Here is a 17,304-nt window from a genome sequence, read left to right as displayed (position 1 = left end):
ATTTGCTTTTCCTGAACTGGATGAAACTTGTCAAAATTATGGTGAAAGCCGGTTATTTCCAGAAAACTTTCAGCGCTTTCAGATATTCGCCATGCTGCAACACATGATAATACGATTCGTAAAAATATCCAAATGCGCCGGCTAAAATCAGCAGAACAAACGTAATAGCGAGAAATACGCGGCCGTAAAGTTTGTCGGTCAGCACACGGGCGCCGTTAACCCAGCGCAAATATACCCAAACGTGAAAATATAACAGCACACCGATGATAATCCAATAGCTTTTCATCATCAGCAACATGCTGTAAATAAATACGCCGAGCGGCAACAAAAACACAAACGGCGAAGCCGCCCAAATGGTAACCGCCAACGCCTGGTTGAATAACACCCGGCTGCGTCCGAAAAAAGAAAATAGTTTGATAAACAGCGCTAACATGTAAAAAAACAACACGATAGAAACAGTTGAAACGATGATGCTGAAGGTCTGATCCCACACCATGCGGATGGCCCAATCCTTCAGCCACGGCGTGAAAAATATCAGCGACAGCAGATAATCTGCCAGCAAATGATTGCGATAAAAATACAAAAATGCGCTGTAAACCAGTGCGCCGTTCAGCGCCAACACCACTAAAATAAACAGCGATTGTTTATACGGAATAATAATCCGTTCCTGCAAATTGATGAAAAATCCGTGCGGTTTTTTGATGCTGTGGGCAACGCTCTGGCGAAAAACTTTGTATCTCCGATAGGTAATCAGAAATACAAAAATATTCATAAATCCAATAATAATATAAAGAAACGAATGCGAACCCTGATCTTCGCGGATAATGCCGACCGGCGAGGAAGTGGCAAATTCCTGCCGCCGGCGAAGTTCGTCCAGATTGCGTGGCTGGCGTTTCAAATCGACCAAACCGATCCGGTTGAGGTAAAAATTGCCGGTCAACCCGTTTTGGATGGACGGCAGATACAAATAAAAATCGGTGTACGTCTGGATAAAATTGCCGCGATCGACAATCGGCAATTCGCCGCTTTTGAGCTGGCGATAGAGTTCCTGCGCCAGCAGCAAATCCTGGGCGATAATCGTTGAATCGATCCGAAATGTCATCGATTTGGAAAATGCGCTGGGGAAAAACGGCTGACCGTTCAGCGCATCTGCGCTGCGTTGGACGTTGCGGGCAGTGAGGCGGCGTCCCAAAATATCAATGAGCTGAAAATCGATGTTGCTGATGCCACCTTCCGGCAACATGCTGGATAAATAAAGTGGAATGGAAAATTGTTTGCGCAAATCCTCTGTGATAATTTCCATCCGTTTGCGCTGCAGCGGATCAACCAAATTCGGGTAAAATGCCGGACCAACGGCGGCAACGGCGCTGTATTTCCGGGAAAGTTTGGCGAGATATTCGCCGTATTCCTGCCAGTTTTGCAGCATTCTTTGCTGCGAATCCGTATCGCGATTCCACATCACAAATGGTAAATCCTGCAAAACCAGCAGCCCGTATTCGTCGCAAATATCGTAAAACCACTCGGGCATCGGATGAAGCACCATTCGTATCGCGGTGAATCCGCGCTGTTTGATATCCTGCAAATCTTGCCGGATGAGTGCCGGATCGAGCAGGCTGGAGCCTTCGCGATTTTGATACAAATAATTGATACCTTCCAGCAGTTGCGGCTGCTGGTTCAGCAGAAAATCGTTGCCGGACATTGCGGCGGAACGGACGGCAACGCGCTGGCGATGAATATCGATGGTTTTTCCGGCGCTGTCCAAAACTGTTTCGACCCAGAATTGCTGCGGCGTTTTGGGGCTCCAGGGGATTGTTTTTTCTAAATTTACGGATGTCGCAGAAATGCTGTTTGTATTGTTGACTGGCAGTTGTTGTTCAAAAATTTGTCGTTCACCGGCGAAACCGCGCAGCAAAATTTTGTAACCGAGCGAATCCGGCAGCGATTGCGAGAGCAGCATATTTCCGGCGAAAGTCGCCCCGGAATCCTGCACGGCTGCGGAAAAATCGATCTCGGAAATATTGCGTCGAGGACGTAGCGAAAGGTAAACGCCATCGAGCAAACCGTAATCGATACGCGGTAAATTCACCGGATAAAATCCCGGCAAATCGCCCCGGCGACGTTTTTGGGAGGCTATTTCAACCCGGACAACATTTTCCGGCTGAATGAAAGTCGCGGGAATTTTCTGGTTCACCGGCAAATAATTTTGGTTGCCGCTATACACCAGCGAATCGTTGAACCAGACTTTGGCATTTCCGACGATTACGCCCATGTGCAAATGATAATCGAACCCATCGCGAACGGTAATTTGCAGCCGTTTTTCCAGCAGCAAATTTGCTTCGCCCACGAACGAAAACGGCACCCGGATGTTTCCGGCAAATTGATTGGTTTGGGGCGTTTTGATATCCCATTGCCCGTTGAGCAGCACGTATTGGCTATTGGGAAATTGCCAGTTCAGGCGTTCGGAAATGGGCTTGTTGGCCTGCGCTTCCGGCAGGGAATAAACAATCAGTTCTTCGGCAATAATAGCTGTTGAAAATAAACAAGTTATGGCAAAAAACAGCCACCGCAACGCAGTGGTTTTAAACATGTTCATCCTCCGGGTTCACAAAAATTTGGGCAGATTCGTCAATTATCATCCCTGAAAAGGTGTGTGGGTTTAAACAATACAAACATCCTTTTTTCGGCGAATGCCACGTTGTGGCAGGCAGAAAATAATGAATGGAAACGGGAAAAGCAAAAGGAAAGGTGTATCACAATTTCAAAAAATAAACTTGCGAAAATACCTGCATATCTTTGTATTTCTTCATACATTTAGCTGCGAATCTGCGGAAACATCTGCCGGGCGTGACGTTAAACAGAAAAGGTTTGGCAACCTGTAATTGCAGCAATTCTGTTTGTTGGAAAGGACAATCTCTGAATTAAAAAACCGGAAAAATTTCGGAATCAGTCATAAATCATGCGCAAACTCAAAATTATCCTCATCACATTACTCATTATAATAGGTGGCGGCGCGTTGCTGTTGACGTCGCTTTATGTGTTCACACCCGTGGTGGATAATGCCGTTTTGGGGTTGGTCAACCGGTTTTCCGGCGATGACTGGAAAATTGAGTTTGGCGAACTTTCCGGGAATTTGTTCGGCACCGTCCGGCTGGATGATGTGCGGGCGATCCATCACGCGGACACGATCAACAGTCGCCGGATTGAACTGGATTACAGCCTGCTGGACGTGCTGAAACAGGAATACAACGTGCAGCGGCTCAGCATTGCTGGACCGGCCGTTAAATGGCATTTGCCGCCGGATACATCAACGGCGCCGGCGCAGCCGCTCGATTCTGTTTTGGCGGGCATTTTGCCCGAAGCGTTCCCCAAAATTTCGCTGAAGCGATTGGAAATCAGCGATGGCAGCGTTGAACTGGTTCGAGATACCACTACCGAAAACATCACCAACATCAACACAATGCTGAGCGCGGAACTGCGTCCGGATAAAATTTATCTGGCGCCGGAACAGCTTACCGCAAATTGGGAAAACCGCAACTGGCAGCTCGATGCACTCACGTTTACGGCCGACGGCAGTTGGGATTCGCTGAAAATTGCTGATCTCACCATCGATTTTGCCGGAATCGCCCTGCGGGGGAGTGGTTCCGTCATGCTTCGTCCGCCGCTGCGCTGGACATTTCAGTTCGACAGTTTGAACGGAAATCTCGAAAAACTGGGCAAGCTCGGCGTGGAAGTGCCATACGAAAAAGGGCGTTTCGACGTAAACGGAAATCTGCAGGGCACCGCCGAATCCGTGAGCGGCAGCGTTGCGCTGAACGGCTCGCTGGACAGTTTGCAGGTGCGCCGGTTTTCTGCGGACATCGGTTTTCAGCCGGATGACGGATTGCGGCTCCAAAACGTTCAGCTCGATGCCAATTTTGCGCAGCTTAACGGCGATTTTCACATCGGCACCAATGAAAATAACGCGGTGAACGCCCGTTTTTCGGGGCTCGATTTACAAAAAATGAATGTGACAGACGTGCCCGGTAAACTCAATGGAAACATCAACTTCCGTTTTGCCGGAACGGATGCGGCACGCATTTCCGGTTCGGGAAAGGCGCGGCTGTACAAACTGGCATATGACGACATGCGATTGGATACATTGGCGCTATCGTTATCGGCAAATAATGGCAATTGGAAATTTGAAAAACCATCGCGCATTGTGGTGTCGGAAGGCGCTGTTTTCAAAATGGCAGGAACGCTTTCGCGTGATCAAATTCTGGATGTTTCGCTGACAACCGAGCGCAATTCACTCGATTCGCTGGCGAAACGGCTGGCAATTGAAAACATCGGCGGCGCCGGCAGCATGGAACTGCGGCTCACCGGTAAAATGACCGATCCATCGCTGGACGGCTATATTTATCTCGACAGCTTAACTTATGATAAAACAGTTGTTTACGGGATCAGCGGCGATACAAAAATTGCCGATCTCGCCAGCAAACGGCAGGGCTTTTTCGATCTGGAATTAGCCACCGGTTACATCGGCGATGTATTTTTAACCAGCGGTTTGGCGCAATTTCAGTTCGATGGCAATCGCATCACGTTCGATCCGTTCCAATTTTACAGCGAGGAAAATTCTATCGAATCGGCCGGCGAATTTACGTTCAGCGATAGCCTGCTGACGCTCTCGCTGTCCCATTTCCAGCTCGATTACGAAAAATACAATATTCGCAACGATACGCCGTTGAATGTCCGGTTGTATGGCGGCGATTCGCTGATCATCGAACCGCTGAAACTGGTTGCGGCGGAATCCGGTGAAATCAGCGCGGACGGAACGCTGCTGCTCTCGGAAGGCGGCAACAGCAACTTGCAATTGCAACTGCAAAACATCCGGCTGGCGCCGTTCAACGAATACATTTTTTGGGATCACGAATTGAGCGGTTTTGTGGATACGGACGTGGAATTGTATGGCGCGCTGGACAATCCGGAGGTGGATATCAACGTCAATTTTAACGAACTGGCGATCGACTCCACCCAAATCGGGCGGGCATACGGCGATTTTTCAATCGCGGATAAACGGCTGTCCATCAACGTGATCAGTTTTGAGGGGCAAAACGATTCGTATATGGATGTGAACGGAAACGTGGAATTCGAACTCGCCGAAAGCGACAGCGGGCAGGAAGTTGCGGTTGCGCGGGATATTCCGCTCGGTTTCAACGTGGTTTTTGGCAATTTCCAGATCGAAGATTATAATTTTTTGTTGCAATCGACCGTGCCGGTGGCGGGCGCGATCACCGGGCGACTGGATATCGGCGGTAGCTGGCAAAAACCGCAGGCAACGCTGTCGCTGGAGGGAAAATCTGTAAAATACGGCGATTACGAATTTCCGGCGCTGGTTGTCGATGCGGAAATGCAGCCGGATAATCTGGTCATCAACAGTGCGGATATCAACTTCCTGAATTCGGAAATCAAGGTTCGCGGGGAGAAAGCGCTGTCGTGGAATCCCGATCAGCCGGACAGTATTTTTAGCGATAAATATCTCGAGTTATTTGTTGAAATTAAAGAAGATAGCCTCAATTTTTTGAATGCGATAAATCCGGAACTGGAGCGGCTGGTTGGCGACATTACCGCCAATGCGCATCTGAAAGGCGATTACGATAATCCGCAATTTGAGGCGCTGGCATTCAGCGTAAAAGACGGGCGATTTTATCTCTCGAAAGTGGAAAACAGCATCGACGACATTAACACTTCCGGGCATTTGGAGGGCACGCGACTGGTGATCGATGATTTTACAGCGCGTTCGCCAAAACCGAAACGGCGCGGCAATTTTTTGCAGCGTTGGTTCCAGAGCGTCAAATCGTTGTTTTATGAGGAGCCGGTTCGCGGCGATATTCGTGGCAGCGGATGGGTCGATTTGGCGGATGTCACCCGTCCGCGCGTCAATTTAAGCATGAATATCGACGATGCGTATTTCAACTATTTCCTTGAAAATACGCAAGTTGTGATCGATACGCGCAACCTGACCGTCACCGGGCGCGACACCATTTTGGTCGCCGGCGACATCACCATTGTGGAAGGCGATGTGGAATTCGATTTCGTGGAATCGGAAAAAAACCTGCTGTTTGAAACCAATGTGCGGGAAGAACCGCCGTTTGTGATTTACAATCTGAATATCGAAATTCCCTCGAATTTCAACGTGCGCAGTTACGAAACGCTCAACAGTTTTGACATGGCCATCGACGGCGAACTGCGGGTGATTTCGCAGCCGCGCTCCGAGCTGGAAATGTCCGGTTCGCTGAACACCAGCGGCGTGTATTTTGTGCAGGGTGAGGAATTCAAAATCGAAGACGGGAAGATTGAGTTTGTCAATCCCAAGGAATTGCCGGAGCTGAACCTGACCGCCCGAACGTTCAAAAAAGATCAGATTCGCGATCAGCAACTCACATTTTTGCTGAACGTGCACGGCAAAATCGATTCGCCGGAAAAAGAAATTGTGATTCAGGATGAGCAGGGCAACGTGCTCAATTACGAAGTGAAGGATCAACTCGCGCTGCTGCTGTTCGGGATGACGTTCGACCAGCTTGGCGGATCGGATGCGCAAGATATTTTGCTATCGCGCGGGGAGCAGGTGCTCACGCAGGCGCTGGTTTCATCCATTGAACGGGAGGCGCGCACCTTCACCGGGCTGGATCAGATCCGGCTGGATCAGCAGGACAGCTTTTTCTCCAGCAAGCTGAATCAGCCCTCTACGCTGTCGCTGGGGAAATATCTCACGCCGAATTTGTATCTGGAATATCGCTCGCGGCTGGCATCCACCGGATTGGGAAATGTGCCCGCGCCGCAGCTATCGTGGGAGGCTGGCAACCAGATTTATCTGCAGTACCGGCTCAACCGAAGTTGGTCATTTTCAACGATTTACCAAAAAACATTGGAAGGCAACAATAAAGTTCAGTTTGATATCAACTGGCAAACTGGCTTTTGATTTTCTGCGCCCTGCGCCTGCCGAAAAGCGGCTGGCATCACCAATAATTTCGTAACATAACAATCGATAAATGAACCAAAGAAACCACCCTTTTTTAATATATTTGCTGGCGATCTGGCTGTGCCTTTTCGGGGGAATCGCTGTTGCGCAATCAAATCTGAAAGTCCGGAAAATTACCTTTTCGGGCACGGATGCTTTTCCCGAAAAAGAATTGAAAAACCTGTTGAAATCGCAGGAAAAGAAGAAATTCAACGCACGTTTTGCCAACCTCGATCGCATTTTGCTCACCAATTATTACCAGATGCGCGGATTTTTGAACGTGTATGTGGATTACAAAGTGAACAAAGACGGCGACGAAATTGTGCTCGATTTTCAGGTGAACGAGGGCAAACGCTACTATTTGAAAGAGAAAAATTTTACCGGAAATGAGCAATACAAAACCATCCATTTATACGATCGGGTGTATTTGAAAGAAGGGCAGCCGTATCAACAATCGGAAGTGGATGCGGGCATCAACCGGATCGAAACGCTTTACACGAATAATGGCAAGCCGTATATCGTACTGACAGTCGATCGCAAAATTGTTGAAGATACGTTGATTGTGCTCAATTTTACAGTGGATGAGGGCGTAACTGTCCACATTGCGGATGTGACTTTTGCGTTTGAAGGCGATCAACATGTGAAGCGATTTTTGTTGCGCCGGGAAATGGAAATCGACAAAGGTGATTTGTTTTCCCGGCAAAAAATTGACAAATCGCAAAAAAATATTTACAGCACGGGATTGTTCCAATATGTGAATTACGAATTGGTGCCCAAAACGAACGATCCCTCGCAAGTGGTGTTGCACTGGAAACTGGCTGAGAAAAAAATGGCCTGGCTGGGTTTCCGGTTTGGTGTCGGCAACGAGCAGGACGATGCCAAAGGGAACATCACCACGTTCGATTTTACGGCGGAAGGCGGTCACCGGAACATCGCCGGAACGGCGCGCAGCATATCGCTGCAGGTAGTGCCGTCGCTGCACTATGGGCGCGAAACGCCCAACTCGCCGCGCAAATTGCTCAATCCGCGAAACCAGTATTCATTCACATTTGTGGAGCCGTGGGTGCTGAATACGCGAACGCCCGGCGTTTTCAAAATTTCGCTGACGGACGAAAGCCCGCCGATCACCAATTTACCGGCGACATCGCTGGAAACGTCGTTCAATATTTCGCATGTGTTCGAAAATTACTGGTCGTACACCGCCGGAATTTCGTTCCAAAAAGTGGATTTGCAGGAAAACACCGATATTTCCCGGGTGAATCTCAGCGAGTTGACCAACCTGATCGCCGGTGGTCAGGATCTGATTTATGCCATCACTTTTGTGCCGGTGAAAGACCGGCGGGACAATTTGTTTACCCCAAATCGCGGCTATCTCACGGAATTTTACAACAAATTTGCCTACACCCGCAGCCGCCCGATTTTTGCGGGACAGGCACAGGATACGCTCGTCACCAACCTGTTTTACAAATTCAACATGCAGTGGAGCCGTTACCAAAAATTTCCGTTGCAGCAAAAATGGGTGTTCGCAACCCGCATTCGTGCTGCCGGATTGATCGAAATGGGAGATGCGCAAGACGTTCAGTTTATCCCGCAATCGGAGCGATTTTACATTGGTGGGGCAAACACGGTTCGCGGATATCCGGAGCGGTTTATCGGTGAAATTATCACCTACATCGATGGTGACGGCAACGAGCAGCAGGAACCGCTCGGCGGGAAATACCTCTTTTTGGCCAATGCAGAATTGCGGATTCCGTTGTTTTGGCTGTTTCAGGCGGAAACGTTTATCGATGGCGGCAACATTTTTCAGAGCAGCTCCGAATTCGAAAATTTCTCGCTGAAAATGGGCTCCGGTATCGGGTTGGCGGTGATCACGCCGTTCGGTCCGGTGCGCTTCGATTACGGCTGGAAATGGTTCCCAAAACCGGGCGAATCCGCCGGGAATTTCCACATCGGAATTTCCTTTGCGTTTTAACAATTTGAAAAAAGTCCCCGGTTGGTTATATTAGCCGGGTTATCAGAAAAACGATGGAGAATATTATGAGTGACAAAAAATACGCACTAATTTTGGGCAGCAGCAGCGGTTTCGGCGCTGCCGCTGCAATCCGTTTGGCAAAAGAGGGTTACGACATTTTTGGCGTTCACCTCGATCGCCGGGCAACCATGCCGAAGGTGGAAGAAATTATCGGCAAAATAGAAGCTGAGGGCGTCCGGTGCACATTTTACAACGCCAACGCCGCGGATGAAGGCAAACAAAAGGAAATCGCCGACAAAGTTCGTGCGGAAATTCCCGATGGACAACACCTGAAAGTGCTGATGCACAGCCTCGCGTTCGGCACGCTCAAAAAATTTATCGATGAAGAAAGCGCTGCAATGACCCGCGCGAACCTGTCCATGACGCTGGACGTGATGGCAAATTCGCTGGTGTACTGGACGCAGGAATGTTACTTCCGCGGGTTGCTCGGACACGGATCGCGCGTGTTCGCGATGACCAGCCACGGTGCGGACAAAGCGGTTCGCAGCTACGGTGCGGTCAGTTCCGCCAAAGCTGCGCTGGAATCCTATTGCCGCCAGTTGGCGTTGGAACTCGGGCATATCGGCACAACCGTGAACGCGATTCGTGCGGGCGTAACCGTCACGCCGGCGCTGGAAAAAATTCCCGGCAGCGATCACATGATCAAAACCGCGCTGTATCGCAATCCCGCCGGACGCCTCACCACGCCGGAAGATATCGCCGATGCAATGGTCGCGCTGTGCAGCATGAACGCCCAGTGGATCAACGGCGACACCATTGCGGTGGACAATGCGGAAAATTACATCGACGGATAAGTTTGTTGAAAATAGATTGAATATTTGCACAATTGGAGCATCCTGAGTAGCCCCAACGGGGCGTATCGAAGGGTGCGGTGAAAAATGCAATTACCGCAACCCTCGATACAACCGATCGCAAAAAAAGCGACCGGTCACTCAGGATGCTCTGTTTAATATTTATGATTCTGAAAAATCCTACTTTTTATTATGACCCACACCAAAAAAGAACGCGTTTTAATTGATGTTGACGGCGTTTTGCGGGACTACGTAAGCTCGCTGAACGCCGTTTATCTTCGGGAATTTCCTGACCACACCATCAAGCCGGTGACGGATTGGGCGCTGGAACATTTTTACCCGATCGGCAAAGAAATTTACCAGTTTATGGACGGGCAATTTGCCCGGGAAATTTTGGAAAACGCGCCCGCCTATCCCGGCGAAATTGATGCGCTGCGCCAGTTTGAGAACGATTTTGAGATTGTGATTGTCACTGCGCAGCCGCCCGCACACCGCTACCCGACGATGGTCTGGCTCGGCAAAAACGATGTGCCTGCCAACGAAATCCACATCGAGCACGAAAAACAGCGTGTTCCCGGATTGGCGCTGCTGGATGATTTTACGGTGAATTTGGAAAAATTCCAAAAAACTGGACGGCTGGCCGTTTGCCTCGATCGCCCGTGGAACCAGCAATGGAAAGGACCGCGCGTGCGCACGGTTGCGGAATTTTTTGCCCTGCTTAAAGCATTCCAATCCGAATCCGGCATTGATTCGGATACCTTGCTTGCCTGAGATAAGTTTATTGAAAATAACGGGTTGGCGTTATGGACTATGTATATATGCATTCCCTGCAAAATTACAAAATTATTGGTATGGCAAGGGGCGCATATATGCGACTGGATTTTATCCCACGAAGGCAAAATGTTGCAGCGAAGCCAGGTTTTTTAATTTTAAAAACCTGCACCAGACTTTTCTTTCTCTCTTCGCCGCTCAAAACCTGAACCAGAAATTCAGTAATAATTTCTCATACCGTTTGCGGTTCTTTGGCGCTCAAAGTTTTGACTGAATCTGGTTATATGACTCAAAAGCAAGTTCGGTTAAAACGCTTTATTTGCAGCAACGATCCTTGCCTGCAAATGAGTTTTTACTCTCGTTTACAAAATGTTTAATATGTCTTACATATCGAATTATGTATTGTTTGTTGGGTTTCTCTATAATCAGATTTGAAAGTGCATTTCTTAAATCGATTGTGAGATCAGTTACTCGCTCTATTTTAAATTCACCTGTTTTGAAGCATCAAAGTTTTGTGATAAAAGATAAAACATCTCATACTGATAGATAGACGTTTTTTCTAAGAGAAATATTTTCATCATGTCTTTGTATGTTGGAGCTAAGTTACTTCTGCTTTTATGTCGCAAGATATTGAACGAAGAATTATATTGCTCTGGCACAGGTTTAACAACGAATTCGTAAACATTGGATTCATATTGTTCATTCTTGCGATTCCAAATGACCATTTCTATCTGGTATGTGCCTTCTTTCCAGTAATACCCAGGAACCAGTGGTGGCGTTGTAGTCCTTCTTCGGTATAAGTCATATAAGTAGAAGGTGTGACTGAGAAATTATAGGTTCTCTCCTGGCAATAACTCCCGATAAAATACATCTTCTCTGCCTAGCGAATTAACAGTGAATTCATAATTATCTTCCAAATGTCTGACGATCAATTTATGGTGTAATTGTGGAGATTGCAGTTCAAGCAGGTTTACATCGTTATTTGTTATTTTTACATCTATTTGAAACAATTCACCTTTGATATATTCAGTTTGATCCGTGTTAATTCGAACTTCCAACAATGTTGCAGGTTGCCCGATTGCGAAGGTTGTAAAGCATGAGATTGTCAAAAACAAATGTCGTAACATCGTTTTCCTCACAAAATATCCAACGGATCCACATCAATCTGCACGGCGACCGGCCATTTTTTCAGATCGGGATTTTTGTAGATGCCCTGTTTGACAACTTTGCGCAAATAGCTCATCGACGGATCGTTTTCGCGGGGTTGCTTCAGCAGAACGTGATAACGATACTGGTTGTTGATTTTCGCCAGCGGTGCCGGCGCGGGACCCAACACCTGGTAACGTTTCTGCTCATTGCAGCGCCACAAATATTTGGCAATTTCCTGCGAATAATGCAACACTGCGCCCTCGTCATCGCCGATGACGCGAATGAGGCAGAGCCGCGAAAACGGCGGATATTTCAACGCTTTTCGACTGGCGATTTCCCGTTCGTAAAATTTCAGGTAATCGTGGGTCAGCAAAAATTGGTAGATATAATGCTGCGGATCGAAGGTCTGGATTACCACCTCGCCGCTGTTCGCGCCACGCCCGGATCTGCCGGAAGCCTGCACCAGCAACTGAAAGGTTTTTTCCACCGCCCGGAAATCCGGGAAATTCAATCCCTGATCCGCATTCACCACGCCAACCAGCGTCACCCGCTCAAAATCCAGCCCTTTGGCGATCATTTTCGTGCCGATCAAAAAATCTGCTTCGTGATTGCGAAAGCTCTCCAAAATTTTGGCGTGATCATCCTTTCGCCGCGTCGTATCCTGATCCATCCGCAGCATTTTCGCATGCGGAAAACGCGCCATTGTTTCCTCTTCCACCCGTTGTGTGCCCACGCCTTTGTATAAAATTTCCATTCCCCGGCAGTTCGGGCAAAGGCTTGGTGCCGGTTGGTTGTAGCCGCAATAATGGCAGCGCAGGTGCTTTCCAAAATTGTGATAAGTTAATGTAATATCACAATTTGGGCACTTCTCCACATGCCCGCATTCCTGACACAAAATATATGGCGAATAGCCCCGGCGGTTCTGCAAAATAATCGCCTGCTCACGGCTGAGCACCTTCGCTTCCATTTTCAGCAGCAGGTTGTCCGAATACAGCGGCAGCTCGCCGCCTTTGAACCACTGCTCTTTGATATCCACCACCTGCGTGCGCGGCAAATTGCGCTGGCTGATCCGTTTGGAGAGGTGAAAATAGCGGTATTTTTCCGATTTCGCGTTGAACAAACTTTCCATGCTGGGCGTTGCGGAGCCGAGCACGATGGGAATATTATTGAGAAACGCACGATACAGCGCGACATCGCGGGCGTTGTAACGCGGCGTTGCGTCGCTTTGTTTGTAGCTGCTTTCGTGCTCCTCATCCACAATAATAATGCCCAGATTTTTGAATGGCGCGAACACTGCCGAACGCGGTCCGATCACCACGCGAACCTTGCCTTCGCGACATTTTTGGAGCACTTCGGTTTTTTCGCCGGGGGAAATACGGCTGTGGATGGCGGCAACGTCATCGCCAAAATAATGGGAAAACCGCCCCACAGTTTGCGGCGTCAGCACGATTTCCGGGATGAGCACAATGGCATCCTGTCCGGCGGCCAGCGTCCGGCGAATCAGCTCGATGTAAATTTGGGTTTTCCCGCTGCCGGTGATGCCGTGCAGCAAAAACGGCTGGAATTTGTGCGATTCGCCCAAAAACGGCTCCGCATCGGAAACAAATTCCTGTTGTTCATCGCTAAGCTCAACGGATTTTATATCTTCCTGAAAATGCTGCACTTGCGCGCGAAAAATTTCGCGTTCCTCGCGGTTGAGCACGCCTTCGTCAGTCAATTTTTTGATGATCGTGCTGTCGAATCCGACTTCCCGCAATTCGCTCCGGTCAACAACATTTCCCTCCGAAAGAAAGTCAATCAGGTCGTGCGCTTTGCTGCGGCGAGTGGTTTCGTCGGTATATTTTTTTTGCGCTGATTCGCTCCAATCCGATACCGGCAACAGCCGGAAAAAATCGATAGTTTTGTAAATTTTTTTAAGTTGCGGTGGCGTGTAACGTGTTTCCACTGCGCCGATTCGCCGCAATTTGTGAACCGTGTGCAGCAAATTGGCGCGTCCGAGCAGCTTTTCGATATCTTTCACGGAAAACCATGCATCGCCAACCAGTTGGTCGAAAACCTGTTGCTGTAGCGCGGTCAATTTTTCCGGTGGTGTGTCATCAATTTTGCGCAATTCAAAGGCGGATTTTTCGAGATTTACCGCGGTATTCAGCAGCCGCAGCGCCTCGCCCAAATGGCAAATATAATATTCCGAAATCCAGTGAATCAGCTTCAGCAAATCGTCGCCCACAAACGGGTCGGGATCGATCACATCTTCGATCGGTTTCAATTTGCGCTCGCTGTTTTCCGGCGTATCGATGCCGAACACAATGCCCGGCGAAAATCGTTCGCCAACCGGCACAATTACCTGCACGCCGGGTGCGATCAAATCGGCAAATTCTTCGGGAATGGCATACGAAAACGGCTCATCCACCGGGATGGGAAGCAGCACATTGGCAATCTGGTTCGGGTAATTTTCTGGCATGTATTATTCGTTTTTGTCGGCGTTACAACTTCTTTTTTCTTCGTCTGAATGCACGAATGTAATCAACTCGATGAAAAATCCAAAACGGTAATTGCTGATTTCCAAATATTGCATTGCCGGTTGTGATTTGCAAAATTGATTGCAAAATGCAAGATTTTTCACACTGCAATCAGTGATTAAATTTTCACAAACCATTTAAAAACAATTGTTTAAAGAATAAAATGATTTATGGCACTTGCTTTGAAACAGGCAATGAAAACAACTGAGGAGATTTTGCGATGGCACATCAACAACTCATTTTCAAAGAGCCTGCGGCGGATTTGCGAAAAAAATATCCGCGTTGGGTCGAGATTGCACTGGTGACTGCGCTGATGATTACGGCATCACTTTTTTTCGCGTTTCAGCGATTCGAAAACAGCGTTCCGGTGCAGAAAAAAATTGATATCGTGATAGAAGCGGTAGAAATCCCGCCGACAGAACAGCACAAACCGCCGCCAAAACCGCAGCGTCCGGTAATCCCTGTGGAATCGGACTCGGATGAAGATATCCCGGATGATTTGACCATCGAGGAAACGAGTTGGGTGGAAAATTCCGGTTTGGCTGATGTGCCGCCGCCACCGGCAGAAGATCCGGAACCGACCGTGCCGTTTTATGCACTTTCTGAACGACCGGAAGTGCTGCACCAGGTAACACCGGACTATCCGGAATTGGCCAAACGCGCCGGAATTGAAGGGCAGGTTGTGGTGAAAGTGTTGATAAATACGGTCGGTAACGTGGAGAAGGTCGAAATTCTAAAATCGCACCCGTTGCTGGATGAGGCTGCGCTGGCTGCTGCGCGACAATTCAAATTTTCGCCCGGCAAACAACGTGATCGGGTTGTAAAAGTGTGGACGCAAATCCCCTTCCATTTTCGATTAAAAAATTGAGAAACGCGCGAGGAGGCGCATTAACGGATCGTCGCAATTCGTTGCGGCGGTCCTTTTTTTAATTCAATAAAAACAACACTATAACGATTTTCGGAGGATAAATGAAACAGACAATCGTGAATGGGAAGTATCAAAAAATCAACAAAACTTTGCGACATTTCAAACCCGTTTTTGCCGGAATGCTGGCTGTTTTTGCCATCGTTTTTCTGATTGTTGCGCAAAATGCAGTCGCGTTTTCTGCGGCGTCGGAAGAAAAACCGATGCCGAAATTGATCAAACAAGTGGCACCCGAATACCCGGATTCGCTGCGCAAAGCGGGTATTTCCGGACGCGTCATCATCAAAGCAATGGTGGATACCACCGGGAAAGTGATTGAAACAGAAGTTGTGAAATCGGTATCGGGGCTGGACAAGCCCGCGCTGGATGCTGCACGTTTATTTCTGTTCGAGCCCGCAATTGATCGCGGAAAAAAAGTGCAATCAACTGTGATCATTCCATTCCAGTTTAAATTGAAAAATAAATAACGCATGCCAACAGTTGGCGATATTTGAATTGGCTCGACAAAACGAATGTCGAAAACGGGTCAGCTGTTAACCTGGTTAACAGTTGGTCCGTTGTTTTTTACCTGATTATCCCACATAAAAAATTTCATAAACTTATATTTATCAGCTGTTTACAATCTGCAATTTTCACCCGGATTCGGGTGATTGTCCAAAGTGGTACCAATTTTGAACAATACTGGCATGAAAGAAACTGAAAGGGATTTGTTATGAGTACGTTAACCAGATTTGCCGCAATCACAGGTGCCATTTTATTCTTCGTGCTGATCCAGACAAAAGTTCACGCGCAGGATTACGATACGGGCATTTATTACAGCGACGATTACGAATATCAAGATTATGATGATTATGATGAATATCCGCCAATTGTGGTTTACCGCTATGGCGTCTTTTTTAATTCGCCGGAAATGCTTGCGCTGCAATACCGCGATGACCGTTTGCCCATCAGCGTTTCGGTGTATTTCGGGGATCTGTTTTGGCATCCGCGTCGGGTGATTTACACACCGGTTCGCTATCGCTACGTCATTTACGATCCGTATGATTACGATCCGTATCCGGTGGTTGTTGTTCACAAAAAATACCGCCAGTGGTGTGAAGTGCCATATTGGCCGGGCTACCGTTTTGCCGGACATTATTACAAACATCCGCGCTATCACAACTATTATTATCCGCGCTACGGACATCATAAACACAAAAAATATTCTGATAACGGGCATCGCTATGGTTACGGTTATGGCAACAAAAACGGTAATCGTTACAACAAAAATCATCGCGATGACGATTACAATGACCGGAAGAATCGCAGCCAGAACAAACCGCGTGACTGGGATCGCCGGGACGGGAATCGCAACGACAATCGCAATCGCGGTCGCGGGGATAACCGGGCGGTTCGCATCGAGAACAGCAATGAAATCGCCGAACGTGCCATTCGCAAAGCGGATTCGCGCAACCGATTTGGCAACGATCGCGATGAAGCCAAACGTGAACGTAATGCGGATAGACGAACAGTGGTCCGCACAGTTGAAAAACGCAACGATCGCACCGAAATTCAGCGTCGCGAAAACGAAACCAAACGGAATACGACGGTAACGGCAAAGCGTAATGAAGCCGCAAAATCGCAGCGGAACGTTTTTAGCCGCAATGAACGCGAAACCCAAAACCGCGAAAACAGTCGCAAAACCGTTCAGCAAAACCGGGAAAGAACATCTCGCAGCGTGACTGAACGAAATAAAAAAGTGGATAATAGTACGGATGCCGAAGCAAAAAAACAGACCGTAAAGCAGGAGCGCACGGTTCGTAAATCATCCGCTCGCACGGCGTCGAACGCCAAAAGTACCAAATCGAATCAATCAAAATCTGCCAAACGAGAGAAAACAAAACGTTCTCGCGACGAGTAAATTCTGCGAAACGCATAACCTGTTTCTACATTTTTTCCGCACCCTCACCACACTCCCCGGTAGCTTCGGTTGCCGGGGATGTTTTTTGTAATAATTAACAAGCGAAATTTCCTACGCAGGAAAATTTTTAGATTCACAAAACCGGAAAAAATTAAAAAAATATAGAGCAAATAAATTCAACTGTTTACGTACTGAAAATTTTGGCTCACCGATTATCACA

At 48.1% G+C, this 17,304-nt stretch carries 9 protein-coding genes; 7 read left to right on the top strand and 2 right to left on the bottom strand.

The features are described from left to right. Positions 1-52: 52 nt before the first annotated feature. Entirely contained in the window at positions 53-2,587 is a 2,535-nt protein-coding gene (locus tag H6629_02555; protein ID MCB9066678.1) for a hypothetical protein, read from the bottom strand. Positions 2,588-2,956: 369 nt separating this feature from the next. On the opposite strand from H6629_02555, the gene H6629_02550 reads away from it, so the two are divergent. From H6629_02550 to H6629_02535, 4 genes are all read left to right on the top strand, one after another. Then, positions 2,957-6,958, top strand: coding sequence for a hypothetical protein (locus H6629_02550; protein ID MCB9066677.1), 4,002 nt, complete (start codon positions 2,957-2,959; stop codon positions 6,956-6,958). A gap of 70 nt (positions 6,959-7,028) precedes the next feature. Continuing rightward, positions 7,029-8,969 (top strand): BamA/TamA family outer membrane protein, encoded by a 1,941-nt coding sequence (locus tag H6629_02545; GenBank protein ID MCB9066676.1) that lies wholly within the window; start codon positions 7,029-7,031, stop codon positions 8,967-8,969. A gap of 65 nt (positions 8,970-9,034) precedes the next feature. Beyond that, positions 9,035-9,823, top strand: coding sequence for an SDR family oxidoreductase (locus H6629_02540; protein MCB9066675.1), 789 nt, complete (start codon positions 9,035-9,037; stop codon positions 9,821-9,823). Positions 9,824-10,012: 189 nt separating this feature from the next. Then, positions 10,013-10,591, top strand: a complete 579-nt coding sequence (locus tag H6629_02535; protein MCB9066674.1) for a hypothetical protein — start codon at positions 10,013-10,015, stop codon at positions 10,589-10,591. 1,135 nt (positions 10,592-11,726) lie between these two features. Here the strand turns inward: H6629_02535 and priA are convergent. Continuing rightward, on the bottom strand, positions 11,727-14,201 hold the full coding sequence (gene priA, locus H6629_02530) for a primosomal protein N' (GenBank protein ID MCB9066673.1): 2,475 nt from the start codon (positions 14,199-14,201) through the stop codon (positions 11,727-11,729). A gap of 278 nt (positions 14,202-14,479) precedes the next feature. On the opposite strand from priA, the gene H6629_02525 reads away from it, so the two are divergent. From H6629_02525 to H6629_02515, 3 genes are all read left to right on the top strand, one after another. After that, positions 14,480-15,127, top strand: a complete 648-nt coding sequence (locus H6629_02525) for an energy transducer TonB (protein ID MCB9066672.1) — start codon at positions 14,480-14,482, stop codon at positions 15,125-15,127. Between the two features lie 101 nt (positions 15,128-15,228). After that, on the top strand, positions 15,229-15,651 hold the full coding sequence (locus tag H6629_02520) for an energy transducer TonB (protein ID MCB9066671.1): 423 nt from the start codon (positions 15,229-15,231) through the stop codon (positions 15,649-15,651). A 245-nt stretch (positions 15,652-15,896) separates the two neighbouring features. Further along, a complete protein-coding gene (locus H6629_02515) occupies positions 15,897-17,084 on the top strand; it encodes a hypothetical protein (protein MCB9066670.1) in 1,188 nt (395 codons plus the stop codon). Positions 17,085-17,304 lie beyond the last annotated feature (220 nt).

This window comes from Calditrichia bacterium (assembly GCA_020634975.1).
In the GTDB taxonomy this organism is placed as follows: Bacteria; Calditrichota; Calditrichia; order RBG-13-44-9; family J075; genus JACKAQ01.
This window is presented reverse-complemented; position numbering and strand designations above follow the sequence as displayed.